The sequence below is a fragment of the Clostridium sp. Marseille-Q7071 genome (assembly GCF_965112025.1).
Genome location: NZ_CBCOPR010000001.1, coordinates 2,921,251 through 2,938,620, shown reverse-complemented (window position 1 = coordinate 2,938,620; position 17,370 = coordinate 2,921,251). Strand labels below are relative to the sequence as shown.

Here is a 17,370-nt window from a genome sequence, read left to right as displayed (position 1 = left end):
TTCAAGCTTAATATTCCGTCTTTTTCTTTGAAAAATTTTAAAGCTTTAAGATAATTTAAGAACTTCTAATTTAAATTCAAATAAGTTTTATTTTTTTAACTTCTTACTATATAAATAATATAATGATCATAATAATGAGAGTTAGTGCAATAAACAATAAATATCTAAACAATTCCTTTAATGATATTACATTATTTTTATTTTCGCAAGTCTTTAACTCATATAATACTCCTTGATTATTTTCTAGAATATTAAGTTTGTTATCTAATATCTTTATACTTTCAACTTGTGATTTATCTCCAAAAGTTATATATTCTTTGGATGTTTTAAATTTATTGTAATTATATATTTTTTTATCTAGCTGATCATAAAAATATATACTATCTCTGTCCCCCAATTTTCCTTGTGAATCAATTGCAATGGTTCCTAATGCTGATATCTTGTTATGTTGATATAATGGACCTGGTGGGGTTTGGCTTGGATGTTTTTCTAAAATAAATTCTATGGGTTTGTTCTCTTTATCTAAAAATCTTAAAGAAGTTACAGGGTCTCCTCCGGAAAAATCTGGGAATCCATGCCATACTCCCTTTTGAATTTCGTATATATAATCACTATCATTACTTATTGGCCTTAATCCTCTCTGCTCCATTCCCCCTACTGTAGCAACCAATTTTCCCTCACTTGAAAAATCCATCCCCATTATATTCCTAATCCCCCAAGCAAATGTTTCATAAGCCTTTGTGTTTATATTATAAATAACTACTGTGGAATTGCCTATTTCGTTTTTTTCTATTATTTGTCCATCTAAATTGGATTTTCCATATTCTACGAATGCACCAGTATTTATCTCTCCGAAATTATATCCTTTTAAAGTTATAGAATTAGGGCTATAATCGTGTTCTGTAGGATAATTTTTCTTCCAAAGATTATCTTCACCTACTACACCTGAATTAGTAGCTGATCCTATAGCAACAAATAGATACTCTCCACTTAACTTTAACAATATCTTATTATAATCTCCTATATTAGGTATTTCTTTAATACATTCACTATGTTCTTTAGTTTTTAAATCATAGCAAAAAATTGAAGAATCTGAAGCATAATAAATTTTTTCTTTATCATACTCAATGCTAGTGATATTTAGTGAATTTTTCGAGAATAAATTGTAACTTTTGCCGTTATCTTCTATTATTATAATTCTATCTTTAAAAGCTATATAATAATTTCCTTCTTCATCTTTGTCAAAATCTCTTGAATTAGATAGCCCTTTATATTTAATCTCTAAACTAACATTTCTTTCTTTACAAGATATTCCATAGTCATTTTTGCTTGTACTAACAAAAATAAAGATTGAAATTGAAAATATTATCAATAAAGCCCACCCACAAATCTTCTTCATAACCTCACTCCATTATTTATATATTTATTAATATATATTTTTGCAAATTACATTAAATTACTAATCATTTTCTTTATTTACTAAATTGAAAAATGGTTGTTAAAAATAACACATAAAAATCTGTAAAGTGTTAATTAGTATATATAAAATTGTTATTATATTCACTATCTTAACTATAAGTATATTTGTTAAAGCTTAGATTAAGAAGTAAGTTATAGATAAGCTATCCAAAAAGTTACTATATAGATAATAAGCACGCTATTAAATATTTCAATTCACAACTTAGAATAATGCACAATTTACAATTTACAATTGAGGAAGAAGTTATAGAAATTTCAATGACTAAATCACAGAAATTTTAAATAATAAAATGAGAATATAAGTCTGCTCGTCTACATATAAGTATTAATATATTACTTTAGTGGGGGTTTTTATGGGTAATGATACGTTTTATAGAGATACCTTTGTCTTAACTATATCTAATTTAGCTATGGCTATAATAAGATTTGTTTTTTCTATTATCCTTTCGGACAAACTAGGTCCAGAAGGAGTTGGATTATATGGACTTATAATGCCTATATATGATTTGTTTTGTTGCCTAGTATGTGGCGGTCTAGTTGCTGCCATATCTAAAGAAGTTTCTTCTTATTATGGGACAAGTCATTATAAAAATTTAAATAAAAGCATCCATGTAGTACTTACGTTCTCATTAATTTGGTCTGTTTTTGTTACAATAATAATATTTATACTATCACCAATTATTAGTACTCATATAATAAAAGATAGTAGAACATTATATTCATTGTGGGTATTATGTCCTGCATTGATTTTTATTGCTATTTCCTCTGTATATAAAGGTTATTTTTATGGCGTATTAGAAGTTAAGACACCAGCAATTATTGATATCGCTGAAAAAGCAATAAGAATGTTTATTACATTATCTGTAATAAATTATTTTTTGTTAGAAGATATAACCTCTACAGTCACTGCTACTTACACCTCCTTTGCCATAGGTGAATTTGTAAGCTTTGTACTTTTATATTTATTTTATAAAAGAAGTAGCCTTAAATTTATGGACATACATTTGAATGAAGAACGGGTAGAAAACAGTGCTCAATTATTATTTAATGTGCTAGTAGTGGCAGCACCTTTAGCTATCAATGGCTTATTAACTACAGCTATTTCAGGTTTTTCTACATTATTAGTGCCTAGAAGATTAGTATTAGCTGGATTAGAATATACTGCTGCACTAGAAATTATAGGAAAGTTCAGTGGTATGTGTTTAACCATCATATATTTTCCAATTGTAATTGTAGTATCTATGGCTACAATATTAGTACCTGATATATCAAAAAATTTAACTAGAAAAGATTTTACTGGATTAGAAATAAGAATTAATGAAGTGATTAAAATGTGCTTTTTATTAGGTGTTTCTACTATGATAATCTGTCTTACAATCCCAAATAATCTTGGAATGTTATTCTACAAAAGAAATGATCTTTCCTTATATATTAAAGCTGTATCTATTTGTGCACCTTTTCTATATGCCTCATCTTGTACTTATGGTATTTTGAATGGCTTAGGAAAGCAAAAGACTATATTGATAAGTTCATTAATTACATCTTTAATCCAATTACTACTAATATATATATTAATAGTAATTCCTAAAATTAATATATTAGGATATGCTATTGCATTAGTTGCATCTTCTATTATTGGTTTAATAATTAATATGGTTGAAATTAATAAAGTGGTATCTATATCTATGAATTTAGGTGAGTTTTTAATAATTATATGCTTAACCATCTTAACAGCTTTAACTTTAAAGATATTGAACATAATAATTCCAAATAATATATTTATTATTAAGAATATTATTTTAATAATAATTGGATTTTCACTATTCATAACCTCTACCTTTATGATAAGAAGATCATCATAAAAAATCGTGACTATCAGTCACGATTTTTTATATTATACTTTACAGTTTACAATGAAAAATAGTTTAAATAAATTTCACCTTATTTTTCATATATTTTATTATAAATAAATACAATAATTAAATATTGTTCCTACCTTATCTTTAGTAATAATTTCTTAGGAATAAATCTTATTAATTTTCTAGGTATCACTTGAAGATCTCTTTTTCTAATTCCACCTATATATATTAATGATACAAAATACACTATAACAGCAACAAATATAGTAGTAGCTATAGATAATGCATTTGCTATATATCCTTTTGATAACATTAAAAATACTTTATATACTAAGTTGTACCATATTAAGCCTACAGTAGCCATAGCTGCAGATGCAATAAAAGGTTTAATTATTGGCCTTACAATACTGACTCTAATTTTAAGACTTTGATTTATTAATAACTGGTTTAAAATAAGCATTATTAAAAATGAAATAGCATTTCCTATTATTGCTCCCAATATATTGATTTCTGGGATAGCGACAAATACATAGTTAGCAATAATTTTTCCTATAAGTCCTATTACTGAAAATATTGTTACTGCCTTAACCTTTCCTAGTCCCTGTAATATAGATGTTTGTAAATATACTATTGCCATTAATATTATTACATAAGATCCATAAAATAATAAGTTAGATATATCTAAATCAAGTTTTAATAATTGAAGTATCTGTAAACTAAATACAGAAAGTCCTACAGCAGAAGGAACTGTAATTAAATAGGCTGCTTTTACACTAGTATTAACGCTATTTCTTAAAGATTTTTTATCTTTAGTTGCACTATGAGCTGAAATTATAGGAACTATTGAAATTGATAGTGAACTTACTAAGGCTAAAGGCACATTTATTAATACAGTATATTGACTTAATATTCCCCATAATATCTCTATGTTTGACTTATCAAAACCAGCTATATCTAATCTGCCTTTCACCAATTTTAAATCTACCAAAGTTCCTGCTTGTTGTATAGCTATACCAATAGTTATAGGGATAGCATAAAATAAAATTTTCTTTGCAATTTCTTCATTAGAAGCTCGTTCTATACCTTTATGGCTATAACCTAGGGGTATATTATTAGCTCTATTTTTATTATAAAATCTAAAGAAATATATTGCTGCTACTAGAGCCCCTAAGGTTGTACCAACAGTACCACCTGCTGCCCCATATTCATTTCCATATCCAATTAATAAATAAGCAAAAATTAAACTAAAACCTGTATTAAATACCTGTTCAATCACCTGAGAAATTGCTGTAGGAGTCATATTTCCTCTACCTTGAAAATATCCCTTATAAGCACATAATATAGTTGTAATTAATATCGTTGGTGATAATGCCATAAGTGCATATGTTGACTGTTCACTATTCATACTTTTCGCTAAAGGTTCCGCAAATAAAAATAGTAACAATGTTAGTACAAGCCCTAATATAAAGGCCATAGCCCTTGCCATTTTAAAAGTTTTAAGTGCATCTTTATAGTTACCGAGGGCTATAAATTCAGAAACTATCTTAGAAATAGCTACTGGTAATCCTGAATTACCTATTATATAAAAGTATTGAAATATTTGATAACAAGAGTAATATACACCTATACCTTCTGGCTTTAAAATAGCTCTTAATACTGGAACATACAAAAGAGACATTAGCTTTACAAAAAGCATTGCCATACTTAATATAGCAACACCTTTAGCCGCAGATTGTGTGTTTAACTTCGAACTATTTCCCATAATACACCTCCACTAGATTTTAAAAACATCATTTTTTATCTTCTTAAGTATTGGAGGTAACGATTCTGCAATTGTTTTATTTTCTAAATATGATAATGTATCAGGAGTATTCTTAAATATAACCTTATAAGCATATAAGAATTGATAGTTTAATCCATATCTGTTAACAAAAAAACTATTTAACTTTTTATCACCGTATTTGATATCTCCTACTATTGGATTTCCTAAAAAGGATAAGTGAGCTCTAAGTTGATGACTTCTTCCTGTTAATAGATCTATTTCTATTAATGAAAAAGTTCCACAACTTTGTATTGTTTTAACTTTCATAGCTATCTTTTTTGTGTTTGGCATTGGTTTATCATAAACCTTAGATATATTGGTATCTTCATTTTTAGAAATATATGCTTCATACATTCCATCCTTAATTCTATTTTTCACTAATGCCATATAATATTTTTCGATTTTTCTCTCTCTAATCATTTCATTCAATTGCTTTAGTGCATTAAAGTTCTTACCAAATAACACAATACCAGAGGTATTTCTATCTAATCTATTGCAAGGTGCAGGAGTAAATGTTACTTCCTTCTCTGGTTGATAATCGCCTTTATCATATAGATAGGAAAGTACATAATCTGTCAATGTAGCTTCCCCATTTTTTTTATCACTATGTACTAGGACTCCTGGCCATTTTTCTACTAATATCATATTTTCATCTTCATAAGTTATTTTTAGTTTATTATCAATTCTGTCAAATTGTTTTTTCTTATTATTACTTGCTTCAGTTTTAATTTCTCTAATTTCAACTATATCCCCTTCTTCTAAGGAATATTTTTCTTTTACCTTTTTACCATTTACTTTAATGTCTCCCTTTCTAAAAGCTTTGTATATTGCACTTAAAGGAACGTCCTTTAATAATTTTCTTGCAAATTTATCACATCTTTGTCCTGCTTCATTTGATCCTATATCAATCCTCATACTTTCCTCCTAATGTAAAACTTATTTTTTTGTAATTATTTATTTAAAAAGTCCAAAGCCATTTTACAATGCATAGCTACTCCTATAGCTAAACAATTTTCATCTATATCAAATAAACTACTATGAGCAGGATGTACAACTCCCTTTTCCAAATTGCCACATCCAAGCCAATAAAACATTGAAGGCTTTTCTAAGGAAAAATAAGCAAAACTTTCAACTCCCATAGTGGGTTCATTATAGACTTTAATTTTATCCTGTCCTAATAAGTTTATAGCACTATTTTCAAATATATTATACATATTGTCATCATTTAAAAGACATGGATAGCTTTCATCAATTTTTATTTCACAACGTCCTCTCATAGATGTAACTATGCCATTTACTATTTCTGACAATCGTTCTTTTACATATTTTCTATGACTTATTTCCATAGTTCTAAGAATTCCTGATATTTCAACTTCTTCAGGTATAATATTTTGTGCTGTGCCACCCTTAATTGTCCCTACTGTTACTACCGCTGGAGAGGTAGGAGAAATTTCTCTACTTACAATGGTTTGGAGTGCTAAAACCACATGACTTGCAATGACTATTGGGTCTACTCCTTTATGAGGACTCGCACCATGTGTACCTCTTCCATATATCTTTATAGTAAAAGGATTTGACGCTGCATAAGCGGTTCCTCTTTTAATTCCAATTTTTCCCCATTCTAAATTTTCATCTACATGAAGACCTATAACTCCATCCACAGGAGGATTTTTAAGTACACCTTCTTCAATCATTAATTGAGCTCCTCCTACAGTTTCTTCTGCAGGCTCAAAGAAAAATTTTATATTACCACTAAATTCATCTTTAATGGAATTCAATATTTTTGCAGCACCTAGAGCTATAGTTGTATGCGCATCATGACCACATGCATGCATTTTTCCCTTTATGTTAGAAGTATATACAGTAGTCTTCTTATCCTCTAGTGGCAAAGCATCCATATCTGCTCTTATAGCTATAGTCTTAAAATTCTTTTCTTCTGGGTGTTTACTTCCCTTTATAGTAGCCACTACTCCCGTTTTAGCCACTTCAGTATAAGAAATATTTTCACTCTTTAAAAAAGCTTTAATCTTTCCTGAAGTTTGAGGCAAATCGAAACCTAACTCGGGATTTCTATGTAAATCTCTTCTAATTTCAATTAATTCATCTTCTATATTCTTTGCCATATTAAGAAAATCCATAACTATGCCTCCATAAAAAAATAATAGACCTTTTTGCCTATTATTTTTAAGCTTAATCTTTTTTTACCGTACTTTAAACTTATTAAGATTATATACTATTATTAAAAATACTTCAACAAATCCTTAATTATTGTTCTTTATTAATTTCATTAAATTCTAATTACATTATATTAAAATAAAGTTTAAATTGCATAATATATATTTGTATAAAATGTTTATTTAAATATATATTATTAAGTTTACTTTAGATATATAAAATCATAATTATAATTATGTTAACTAGTTTAGCCTTATATTATAGCTATGCTATGAAATAAGGTTATTTTTAGACTTTATTTAAATTATCTACTATATCTATAAGGATTTAAAAGTAAAGACCAACAGATTTATTCTGTTGGTCTTTACTTTTAAATATATTTTATAACTTCGCACTTAACTTATATGAGAATAATTTTAACCTTTCATATTAAATCTTTTATAAAAACATACATGCAGATAAACGTTAACACAATAAAAAAGATTATATTTTGAACAATTATTCTATTCTCCTTTTGATTTCTAGAATTTTTACATTTTAAATAAATTAAGACTAAAAACACTAGAGCTATTCCAGATAAAATAAATCTAAATATATTAACATACAACTTGATGTTTTCAATGTTAATGATAAAAGATAATATAAAAACAAATGCATATAATATATAAATTGCTTTTTTATCTAAAATACCTTCTTGTAACTCATATAAGAATTTATTATTCATAATAATCTAATTCTCTCGAATTTATATACACTATAGGTTGTAAAACTATCTAAATACTTTTCATATGTCTTTAAATTAATAACCTCTACTATGAGGTATGTCATAGTAGCTTCTTTTATGTCATATCCTACTTATGGATATTTTTATAATATATAAGCTTATTATCTTTTTAATAGTTACATGTATGAAATGAATTAAACTATTTAGCCACTAATTCTATTAAGTTATAATCACACAATACATTTAAATCAAATCTCTTAGTTATATTAGTAAACTCGATTTCTATTGTATTTTCATCTATATATGTAATTTTACCTCTACCGTGACTTTTATGAACTACAAAATCATTAAATTTAAATGGAAGAGAATTTTTATATTCACATTCTTTTATAAATTGAGAAAGTATATAGCTTTGACTTTGTATTTTCTTAGGTATAAATAGAAAGAGATTTTCTATACTACGGGTCATAGCTACATAAAATAATCTTCTTTCTTCCTCTATATTATTCTCTATATTGTTTTCATGAGGAATATATCCCTGTACCATATTAATTATGAAAACATTTTTAAATTCCATTCCCTTTACCCCATGACATCGAGAAGAATTAAGGCTTTAACTGGTAAAATACATACTATCCATATTAAATTGTTTAATTCATTCCATACATTTACATTATATATGTATTGTACTATATATCTTGAAATTTATACAGTATTATGCAACATAAAAATTTAAGATTAATTATCTAATTCCCTAATGTTTATATACATATAATAACTATTCTTCTACATTTTATAGCATCCACAAATGTGGATAAAGAATATTTATATATTTAATAGTAAAATCACATTCATATATACTAATAAAATATAAATTACTTTCCTGCGATTGCAGGAACAGTAGGCTACAAAAACACTACATATTAATATAACTTAAAATAACAAAAGGACTACTAGACATAATTCCTAATAACCCTCTTTATTTATAACATCATATGTTACGATTCAACTATTCAATTTTTGCTCAAAGGATTATCAACTAATATATTTAAATACATCTCATGTTAAGGCTTATCATAAAAAGTGTGATTTTGACATATGGTTATATAAATTTAAATACATGCTATGTTAAGATTAAACAAAAATAGAACTTGTGATTTTCAGTTCCCTTTTAGCTTCTGTTTCACCTTATCAATCATAGTTTCCTCTTTTACAATGTACTCCATACCTTCCTCTCCTATCCAACTATTCATGGAGAACATTTTAGCGATATAATTGTAAAATCCTCTTTTTTCTTTTTATTACTTTATATTAATTGGGGAATCCTTTTCAAAATTATTATCTTTATTTTTCAAATCAGCAATTAATTCTTTAATATTTTTAATTATTTTTCTTCAATATATACTATGCAAATATTTCATCATTTAATGCTTAAAACAAGCCTAGCAAGACAACTCATAATTAATATAAGTTGTTTGCTAGGCTTGTGAGTGGCGTTACACCTTATAAAAGGTGACACAACTTCCTATAGTATAAGTTTATCTTGGTGGGGTATTGGAACTATCAACATAGCTACCGTCACCACAATCAAATGATTGTTGATATGGAACATCAAGATTACCACCAAAACCTGGTAGACCTACTGTAAATGTACCATGACCTTTGACCTTAAATGAGTCGGCAGAATTACTTAACAAATATCCACCACGATCTGTATAGTTTCTTAATATTTTAGCATCCACACCCATACCCTTAGTCGATGTTACTTTGTGAAGTTTAGAAAAATCAGTTCTAGCGTCTCCATACCTATCCTCATACGCCCTATAGGTATAATCTACATATACATTTACTCCATAACTAAACTTTTTCGTTTTACCATTAAGAGTTAACGTTTCATCTCCAAGATAAACCTTGCCTGCAGTTCTAGTTATATATTCACTATAGCCAGATCCAAGCATTTCATTTCCTACATTATTATTATCAATTCCAATATCTTCAGGAAGTTTTTCAAAATTATTGCTGATATCTTCATTACTAAAATTATTTTCTTGCTCATTTGATTTTTTTGACACACTGTGGCAAATTTTAAATAAAAAGCCATATCAAGTAAATCTTCATTGTTAGCAGAATCTATTGCTTTTGAATTAACATAGTCAAACTGCATACCAGCAGATTTAGCTTCATCAATAAAAGAATAAACTTGCTTAATTAAATCTTCTCGATTTAAATCTACATCTGATTCCTTTATAGTTTCTTGAAATAACTGTACATTAGATTTTTGTTGACTAAAATCTAAAGTATTAGCATAAACCATAGGTGCTTTTAGAGAAGTGCAACAAATTAAGCCTGCCATAGAAACTTTAAAAATTTTTGAATTTTTAACCATATACATATCCCCCTAAATAAATTATAGTTTAACGTGAGTTCATCTAGTTCTTATTGTGAAAACATTTAAAATAGATATGTTCGAAATAGAATATTTATAGCTATACTAAAAACTTGAAATATGCCTCTGCTTGTACAATAAATCTTGGATAACTATAAATATAGTATTGATTCAAAATCTATGAACATCGAAATCGCTAAAATTCCTCATTAAACTCACCTTAAACTATTACCAGTATAATACATTATGAAATATTTGTAAATACATAATTTTTATTTTCTACAATATAATGTATATTATTACTAAATTAGGGTGTTTTTATATCTATACAATGAATAAAATTAATTATATACTTATTATAAACACTTATATATTATACTTTTATCAAGGAGGGGATTTATGAGAAAAGCAATAATTTGCCCAATAATATCGGCAATAATTTATTGCATAATGACACTGCTAACAAATTTAATACTTCCTAGTACAACAAGAGACATAGTATTCTTATTGCTATTTGCACTATTTTTTTGTGTTAATATCATTGGACTAGTAGTCACAATTAAAGTACAAAAAAATGACAATTTAGACACAGGGCAATTAAAAAAGATACGTTATTGTAAATTGCTGAATATAGCATTGGTAATTTATCAAATACCTGCAACTTATGTAATGCTTATATATGCACGTACTCTATTTTAATAGTTTGTGCTATTTTTAACCTTAATTATTGCATGAAATGATAAAAGAAAGCTCATTTTTTTAAGATGAGTTTTCTTTTACACTTTGGTTTACATTAAGTTCAAATAACCATAATTATGATTATATAACCTAGTGATATTATTCAATTCTCAATAAATTATACTAATTTAGCAGCTTCTTTTAAACTGTCATATCTATTTGTATTAGGCTTACCACCTATTCTTATTACTTCTTTTGCTTTTATATTTTTAACTTCATAGTCACTAGCTTTCATTAAAGCACATTGATTTTTCTGAGATACTAAAATAGCTGAAAATACATCAGCATCTCCTAAGTAAGTAACTATTTATCCATGTCATAATCCCCCTTATTTACTTCTATATTATTAGGTACAGTTTTACCTACAATCCCTTCTACAATTGCATTAGCCATTTTTTCCGCATCATATTTATTCATGTCCTCTCTATTGTCGCAGAAACAACATTCTATTAACATTGCTTTAGCTTTTGTATTTCTTATTACATATAAATTGCTACCATCTTTAATTCCTCGGTTTGTATATCCAAGCCCTACTAAGTCATTTAATACTCTAGTAGCTTCTGGCAATTGTTCGCCACCCCATGTAAATACTTCTGTTCCATGTGCCTGTCCATTATAAGCATTAAAGTGTATACTGACAAATAAGTCCACATTGTTATTATTGGCTTGGTTTACTCTATAACTTAAACTTTCTTCTAAACTATTAGAATTATCTATAGTACAATTTATAACATTATGACCTAATGCTTTTAATTTATTTATAACCCTAGACCCTACTTCTCTAGTTAATACAGATTCTGATTTTATTCCTACTGCTCCATAGTCAGCACCACTAAGTGTATGACCACAATCTATGGCAATTTTCAAGTTTATCACATCCTTAATTAATTTTATTTTTTATATCTTGTACATCTTTTTTTACGTCCTCAATCACATTTAATTTTGTTGCTAAATCTTGTATTATTGATTGGTTTTTATCTATAGTAGCATTTAATCTATTTTCTCTTTCTTGTGTAGTCTTGAGAACATAAATTAATAAGAATACAAATAATGCATATCCTAATCCTTGACTAATTGCTACTTTTATAATTTCTTGTTCCATATTCTCACCCCTGTTTTAGTTTACTTTAAATTTAATAATCATAATTGTGATTATGTAATCTAATTAAAAATAATTAGATGTAATTCATTTTTTTTAAATCATACTCTACAATAGTTTAAAAGAACTTATTGCCTTTATTTACTTCAAATACAAAAAGACTACTTTAAAAGTAGTCTAAATGATTATTAAATAAAACTATAAATAAAATTGTTTCAAATTTGTTTTAATCTTTATAATAAAAGATATATCCTTCTCTACTATTGTCCACTGAAATTATCTGAACATTATCTATAATACCTTTATTATTTTTGATGCTGTTAATTTGTAACTCTAAGTCTTTTCTAAAACTCTCATCATTCTCAATTATATATTTATTTTTGTTTTCCCTAACTAATTTTATACAGATATCTTTTTGATTGTCTAAAGAGGAATTTATAGACATAACTAATGCATCTATTAATGCTATAGATGTAATTCCTGATGCTATAATAGTCCATATTCCAATAGTTTTATCGTCTATTGTATTACCAATTATACCTGCAATTATTCCAATAGCTATAATTATCACTAAAACTAAACATACAATATTGTAAAATGTTTTTTTAAATTTTAATCTGTTGCTTTTAAACATTTATTAATCCTCCGTTACTACATTGCTAAAATATGTTCGTTTAAAAACTATTAGACAAAAAAGTATAAAATCCTTTATAAAATGTATTTTTTATAAATATTATTTTATAAGTACATTAAACGTGCAGCTATATAGTTATTTTTATGTGTTACCAAATATTCCATATCCAATGCAAAAATACCTGTATCAGACCGTGAAGCTGTACTCCCAGATATTCTAATTGAGAAAGTATAAGGGTATTTATCCTCTGCATATTGGCTAGGATAAGTTACCTTATCGCAATAATAACTGCTATTGCTTGAACCTTCCTTCCAAATAGGCAAAAACCCCCTAAATTAGTTCCAAATACATTTTTAACAGTTGCATATCTACTAGAATAGGGCAATTCTACTTCCCCCACCGTTGTGTAGCCCGATCCAGAATTATTAAAATTATTAGTTCCTACCTTAAAACTTCCACCTTTTAATTGTCTATCTGTTACATCCCCTTGAAATACTATTCCATCTATAAACTGAAAGCCATTCCCATAGAAGTCCTGTATCCCAAGCCACTTCATGTTTTGTTTCCCATTTCCCATGAAGTTCATTCCTAAATCGTATGTTGCTTTAGTAACAGTTATACTAGTAGATTCTCCAGATTCAAACATATCTGTTCTTCCTCTCCCAATTAGAGATTGAGAGTCTCTATCAGCATATCTTACAATATACAATATCTGTAGCATTAACCAAGCACCGTATGTCATTATTTCATAACCAGCACCATTTGCTTGTGCTGAAGACCTCGCTTCTTGTAATGTCATCTCAGTCTTAATAGAATATGATGTATTTGCACTTCTAAGTTTTCCAGATGAATCTTGCCCTGCTAAACACGCCCCTATATAAATATAATCTCTTTCTTCTGTACCTCTCACATGGCTTAATGTAGTCCAAGTATTGTCAATTTTATGCTTGCTATATTTTACATATACGTACGTTCCTTCTTTGTATATTTTCCAATATATTTTAGGAAATTCAATCATTACATTATCTTCACTAGAAGAAAGATATATACTTGCACTAGTTCCATCAATTTTTTTTGTAAAATTATTTTTATCTAAATAGTATTTGACCTTCCCATCTCTACCAAGTACACATGGGCGGATTTCGTTAAATGGGTAATCCTCTTGAGATAAAGCACTTGCATCATCTGTCCTATAAACTGCATTAGAACTACTTGAATCCTCGTTTATACGTACTCCATAAATTTTTGTTCCTGCTGGCGATGTAACATCTTTACCAATCTTAATTTGTTGCCCTGAATCTTTATTATAATTATAATTTTTATCATAAGGAAAGAATCTATAATAGACTACCGTTCTCGTACTATCAAAATTCATGTCTGTATAACTATTGGTAGCACCCATAAAAACTATATTCCCATCTGTTATAGAACTTGGTACTCTAAGATAATTTCTTACAATCCTAACTCCTGCAAAATCTTCATCACTCGGATTATCCCATTTAATGGTAATTTCATTCCCCATAGCTGTATATTTGATATTGCTTATTCTAGCTGGAGGATTTCTGTCTAATTTTTCTTTAAGCTCCATTACACTTACTATATCCATTTTCTATATCACCTCTATTTCTAAAGTATTTAAGTTATATTTATAGGTTAAAGTTTCTCCAGTTGATAAAGTCCTAGTTTCTGTTATTAAATCTTCAGTAAAGTGGAATTCATCAGTTCTTAGAACAGAGCTGTCCTTATCCACATGTAAGATTTTTTTAGGATAATCATTTTCAAAAATTATTCGTTGTGTAGTACCTGTTATATCATTTTTTAGATTGAGCATGTCAATTTGATTTTGTAAATTTCCTGCTGCACTTTCCCCTAAAGTATCTTTTAATTTAGTAAACCAATCAAAAAATTGCTTTTCAAAGCTCTCTTGCTTTATTTTAAAACCTTCTGTAAATTGATTAAATAAAGTTTCACTATCAATTTTTATTAAAGAGTCTACTAATCCACACTTACTACTATCTTGCCTTAAGTCTTTTATGTCTCCTTGAGTTATAGTAGCGGTACCCTTTTTAACTAAAATTTCCGCCAGTGCTAATTCATATACTTCCTCATTTTTAGTTATTTCAACAGTTCCTTTTTTAATTGCTAAATATATTTTTCTCTGTAACAAATCCCACCTTAAAACTATTAAATCTTTTCTATCACTTGTAGGATTAGCAACATCAATTACTAACTTTTTATCTGCATATAACATATAAAAATAACCGTTAATGTTAGCTCCTCCCTGCTTAACAGTAACGGTCATATTATTATCGCTATAAATTTGTAGATTAGTACTAGGATTAGGAAATACTCCATTAGTAAGCACCTTGCTAAAATAGTTTGCAAAGTCTTGTGCTTTATAACGTCTATCTCCATTAACACTATTAAAGAACATACTAACTTCCATATATAATCACCTCATTCTTTGCTTAATTTTATCTACAATTGTAGGAATAGTATTGCCGAAAACTACATTAATAGATAATCCTTGTTGCTCGTAAACTTCTTCTACTTCTGTAATTCTAGTATCTAACCTCAAGCCCCACTTCTTATCTATTAAGGTAACTACATCACCTAAATCAAAATCTATTTTATATTTGTTGTTTCCTAAGATATTTATCTTACTGTCAAATGTTTGTACTTCTTTACACTCTTCTAATTTCTCTTTCCCTCTTTGTAATAAAATGTTATAGTATTCTTCTATTGGAATTGGAACATCTTCTGTTACTGTATTTCCTTCACTATCATTCTTTTCTATTTGTCTAGTATCCTGTAAATCCCTTGCATCTACATATAGTTCAAATCTATCCAACCCCAATCCGTTTCCTATACTAGTTAACTTTCTATCCTTGCCCTCTCCTACTCCTGCAATCAATGTAGTATTTCTGTAGTTATTTATACTCTCAAAATAGCTTTGCTCTAAAATGTTTTCAAAGTCCCTAGAAAAAATACAGGGTGCTATAGACCTATTATTTACAGCTCTATCAACACCTCTATAAATATCAAACATTAATTTTTAGTTTTATAATTAAATAGAATTCTATAGCCTAAATTATTTGTATTACTTATGTTTTCTAACTGCTCTAATATGTTTCCATAGCTGTTTTGGTAATCTAATTTTTCTGTAAATCCTTTTAAATCTCCTAATGCTAAATTAGGAATTTTTCTATTTACGTTACTTGGATTAATAGCATTATCTAAAACTAAATTTCGCATTAAATCCTCTACTTTACCGTTAAATATAACTTGTCCCCAATTAATTCTTCTATCTAAGTAATTTGTTAGAAACTTACCTTTAATCTCTAAAAATTCTTGTCCATTAATATCTACTTTTAATTGCCTAGTTTCTATATATCCAGCTTCATTATCTTCTTTTTTATAAATAATATTCTCTCTTTTAAGTAGCTCTAAGCTATGTTGTGTAAGTGGACAATTTAATTCAAATTCTCCACTTTTATTATAACGTCTTACCCATCTTAAACTACTATATGTATCTATAATACCCAAATAATCTAAATCTCTATTAAATATAAGTAAATCCATATTACACCCCCAAATACTGCTGAGAATACGAAATAGTTACTTCTAAATTACCTACATTACTATCCGCATTATATTTAATGTAGTTATCTCCAACATCCAATTGCATATAAGTACTATCTAAATTTATAAACTGTGATATATTTTTAAGTTCAGTATTAATCTCTTGTTCTACTCTTTTGCTTCCAAAATTAGTGTTAACTCTAATAATTTCTCCTGGAGACATAGTTTTATTTATCTTTATAAACTCCCTAGTTATTACATTAAGTATAGATGGGTTAACTACTGTTCCTAATGCTCTAAATTCTACAGTCATACCACATGTTACGTCTCCATTATTCTGTATATTCATAAGTAATTCTTCATTTCTATAGCCGAATTCTATCTCTTCATTTTCACTTATTTCTAAAGGGAATTCAAAACTTCCTTGCCATGAAGCAATATTTACTTTAGAATCTATATAATTCTTCCAATATGGGTTAGGACACAAAAGACTTATTTGAAACTTAGGTTTATTGTCCTTAGTTATTATTGGAGCATTTTCCACTTTGCATTCTACATAGTATTTATTTTCTCCATTATCCCAAATCAATTTAGATTTCAATTTAGGATTAACTGTACTTAGTAGTTTCTTTCTATTAAATTCTTTATTTTCAATAATTGAACCCTGTATAACTATATTTCTATTATCAAGAGTACTACCCGTATAAGTAGTTCCATCCTGTCCCATACCCTTATTAGTATAAATAATATTTTTTAATCCACTTATTCCATCAATGTTTTGTATAAAAAAAGGACTCCAAATAGAAAATTCTATATGTTGTCCTAGTTCATTTTCATATATGAACTTTTCCTTTTTATTCATATCACCACCT

The 17,370-nt window shown here is 27.5% G+C and carries 13 protein-coding genes and 3 pseudogenes; 2 read left to right on the top strand and 14 right to left on the bottom strand.

The window, feature by feature from the left end; translation table 11 throughout:
- Positions 1–106 precede the first annotated feature (106 nt).
- Positions 107–1,399, bottom strand: a complete 1,293-nt coding sequence (locus ACWPW7_RS13875; protein ID WP_454053985.1) for a hypothetical protein — start codon at positions 1,397–1,399, stop codon at positions 107–109.
- Between the two features lie 433 nt (positions 1,400–1,832).
- Between ACWPW7_RS13875 and spoVB the strand changes: the two genes are divergently transcribed.
- Positions 1,833–3,341, top strand: a complete 1,509-nt coding sequence (spoVB, locus tag ACWPW7_RS13870; protein ID WP_454053984.1) for a stage V sporulation protein B — start codon at positions 1,833–1,835, stop codon at positions 3,339–3,341.
- A gap of 130 nt (positions 3,342–3,471) precedes the next feature.
- Here the strand turns inward: spoVB and ACWPW7_RS13865 are convergent, their stop codons facing one another.
- From ACWPW7_RS13865 to ACWPW7_RS13840, 6 genes and pseudogenes are all read right to left on the bottom strand, one after another.
- Positions 3,472–5,100 carry a putative polysaccharide biosynthesis protein gene (locus ACWPW7_RS13865; protein ID WP_454053983.1) on the bottom strand — a complete coding sequence of 543 codons (1,629 nt, stop codon included), beginning with the start codon at positions 5,098–5,100 and terminating at the stop codon, positions 3,472–3,474.
- Between the two features lie 12 nt (positions 5,101–5,112).
- On the bottom strand, positions 5,113–6,075 hold the full coding sequence (locus tag ACWPW7_RS13860; RefSeq protein ID WP_454053982.1) for an RluA family pseudouridine synthase: 963 nt from the start codon (positions 6,073–6,075) through the stop codon (positions 5,113–5,115).
- A 35-nt stretch (positions 6,076–6,110) separates the two neighbouring features.
- Complete coding sequence (locus ACWPW7_RS13855; protein WP_454053981.1) at positions 6,111–7,298, bottom strand: M20 metallopeptidase family protein; 1,188 nt, start codon at positions 7,296–7,298, stop codon at positions 6,111–6,113.
- A gap of 960 nt (positions 7,299–8,258) precedes the next feature.
- Positions 8,259–8,642, bottom strand: a pseudogene (locus ACWPW7_RS13850) (3'-5' exonuclease); the annotation flags it as partial.
- Between the two features lie 955 nt (positions 8,643–9,597).
- Positions 9,598–10,131: a hypothetical protein gene (locus ACWPW7_RS13845; protein ID WP_454053980.1), complete on the bottom strand. Its 534-nt coding sequence runs from the start codon at positions 10,129–10,131 to the stop codon at positions 9,598–9,600.
- On the bottom strand, positions 10,026–10,445 hold the full coding sequence (locus tag ACWPW7_RS13840) for a hypothetical protein (RefSeq protein WP_454053979.1): 420 nt from the start codon (positions 10,443–10,445) through the stop codon (positions 10,026–10,028). Before ACWPW7_RS13840 ends, ACWPW7_RS13845 begins: the two co-directional genes overlap by 106 nt.
- Before the next feature lie 399 nt (positions 10,446–10,844).
- Here ACWPW7_RS13840 and ACWPW7_RS13835 point away from each other — a divergent pair, with 399 nt between their 5' ends.
- Positions 10,845–11,144 (top strand): hypothetical protein, encoded by a 300-nt coding sequence (locus ACWPW7_RS13835; protein WP_454053978.1) that lies wholly within the window; start codon positions 10,845–10,847, stop codon positions 11,142–11,144.
- Between the two features lie 348 nt (positions 11,145–11,492).
- On the opposite strand, the pseudogene ACWPW7_RS13830 reads toward ACWPW7_RS13835, so the two are convergent.
- From ACWPW7_RS13830 to ACWPW7_RS13800, 7 genes and pseudogenes are all read right to left on the bottom strand, one after another.
- Positions 11,493–12,050: pseudogene (locus tag ACWPW7_RS13830) on the bottom strand (N-acetylmuramoyl-L-alanine amidase); the annotation flags it as partial.
- 13 nt (positions 12,051–12,063) lie between these two features.
- The gene (locus ACWPW7_RS13825) at positions 12,064–12,285 is read right to left on the bottom strand and encodes a BhlA/UviB family holin-like peptide (RefSeq protein ID WP_454053977.1); all 222 of its coding nucleotides are present in this window, start codon (positions 12,283–12,285) and stop codon (positions 12,064–12,066) included.
- A 223-nt stretch (positions 12,286–12,508) separates the two neighbouring features.
- Positions 12,509–12,916, bottom strand: a complete 408-nt coding sequence (locus ACWPW7_RS13820) for a hypothetical protein (RefSeq protein WP_454053976.1) — start codon at positions 12,914–12,916, stop codon at positions 12,509–12,511.
- 268 nt (positions 12,917–13,184) lie between these two features.
- Positions 13,185–14,522, bottom strand: coding sequence for a hypothetical protein (locus ACWPW7_RS13815; RefSeq protein ID WP_454053975.1), 1,338 nt, complete (start codon positions 14,520–14,522; stop codon positions 13,185–13,187).
- Between the two features lie 3 nt (positions 14,523–14,525).
- On the bottom strand, positions 14,526–15,362 hold the full coding sequence (locus ACWPW7_RS13810) for a hypothetical protein (protein ID WP_454053974.1): 837 nt from the start codon (positions 15,360–15,362) through the stop codon (positions 14,526–14,528).
- 6 nt (positions 15,363–15,368) lie between these two features.
- Positions 15,369–16,498 (bottom strand): annotated as a pseudogene (locus ACWPW7_RS13805) (siphovirus ReqiPepy6 Gp37-like family protein).
- Between the two features lies 1 nt (position 16,499).
- Positions 16,500–17,360 carry a phage tail family protein gene (locus ACWPW7_RS13800; RefSeq protein WP_454053973.1) on the bottom strand — a complete coding sequence of 287 codons (861 nt, stop codon included), beginning with the start codon at positions 17,358–17,360 and terminating at the stop codon, positions 16,500–16,502.
- Between the last annotated feature and the right edge of the window lie 10 nt (positions 17,361–17,370).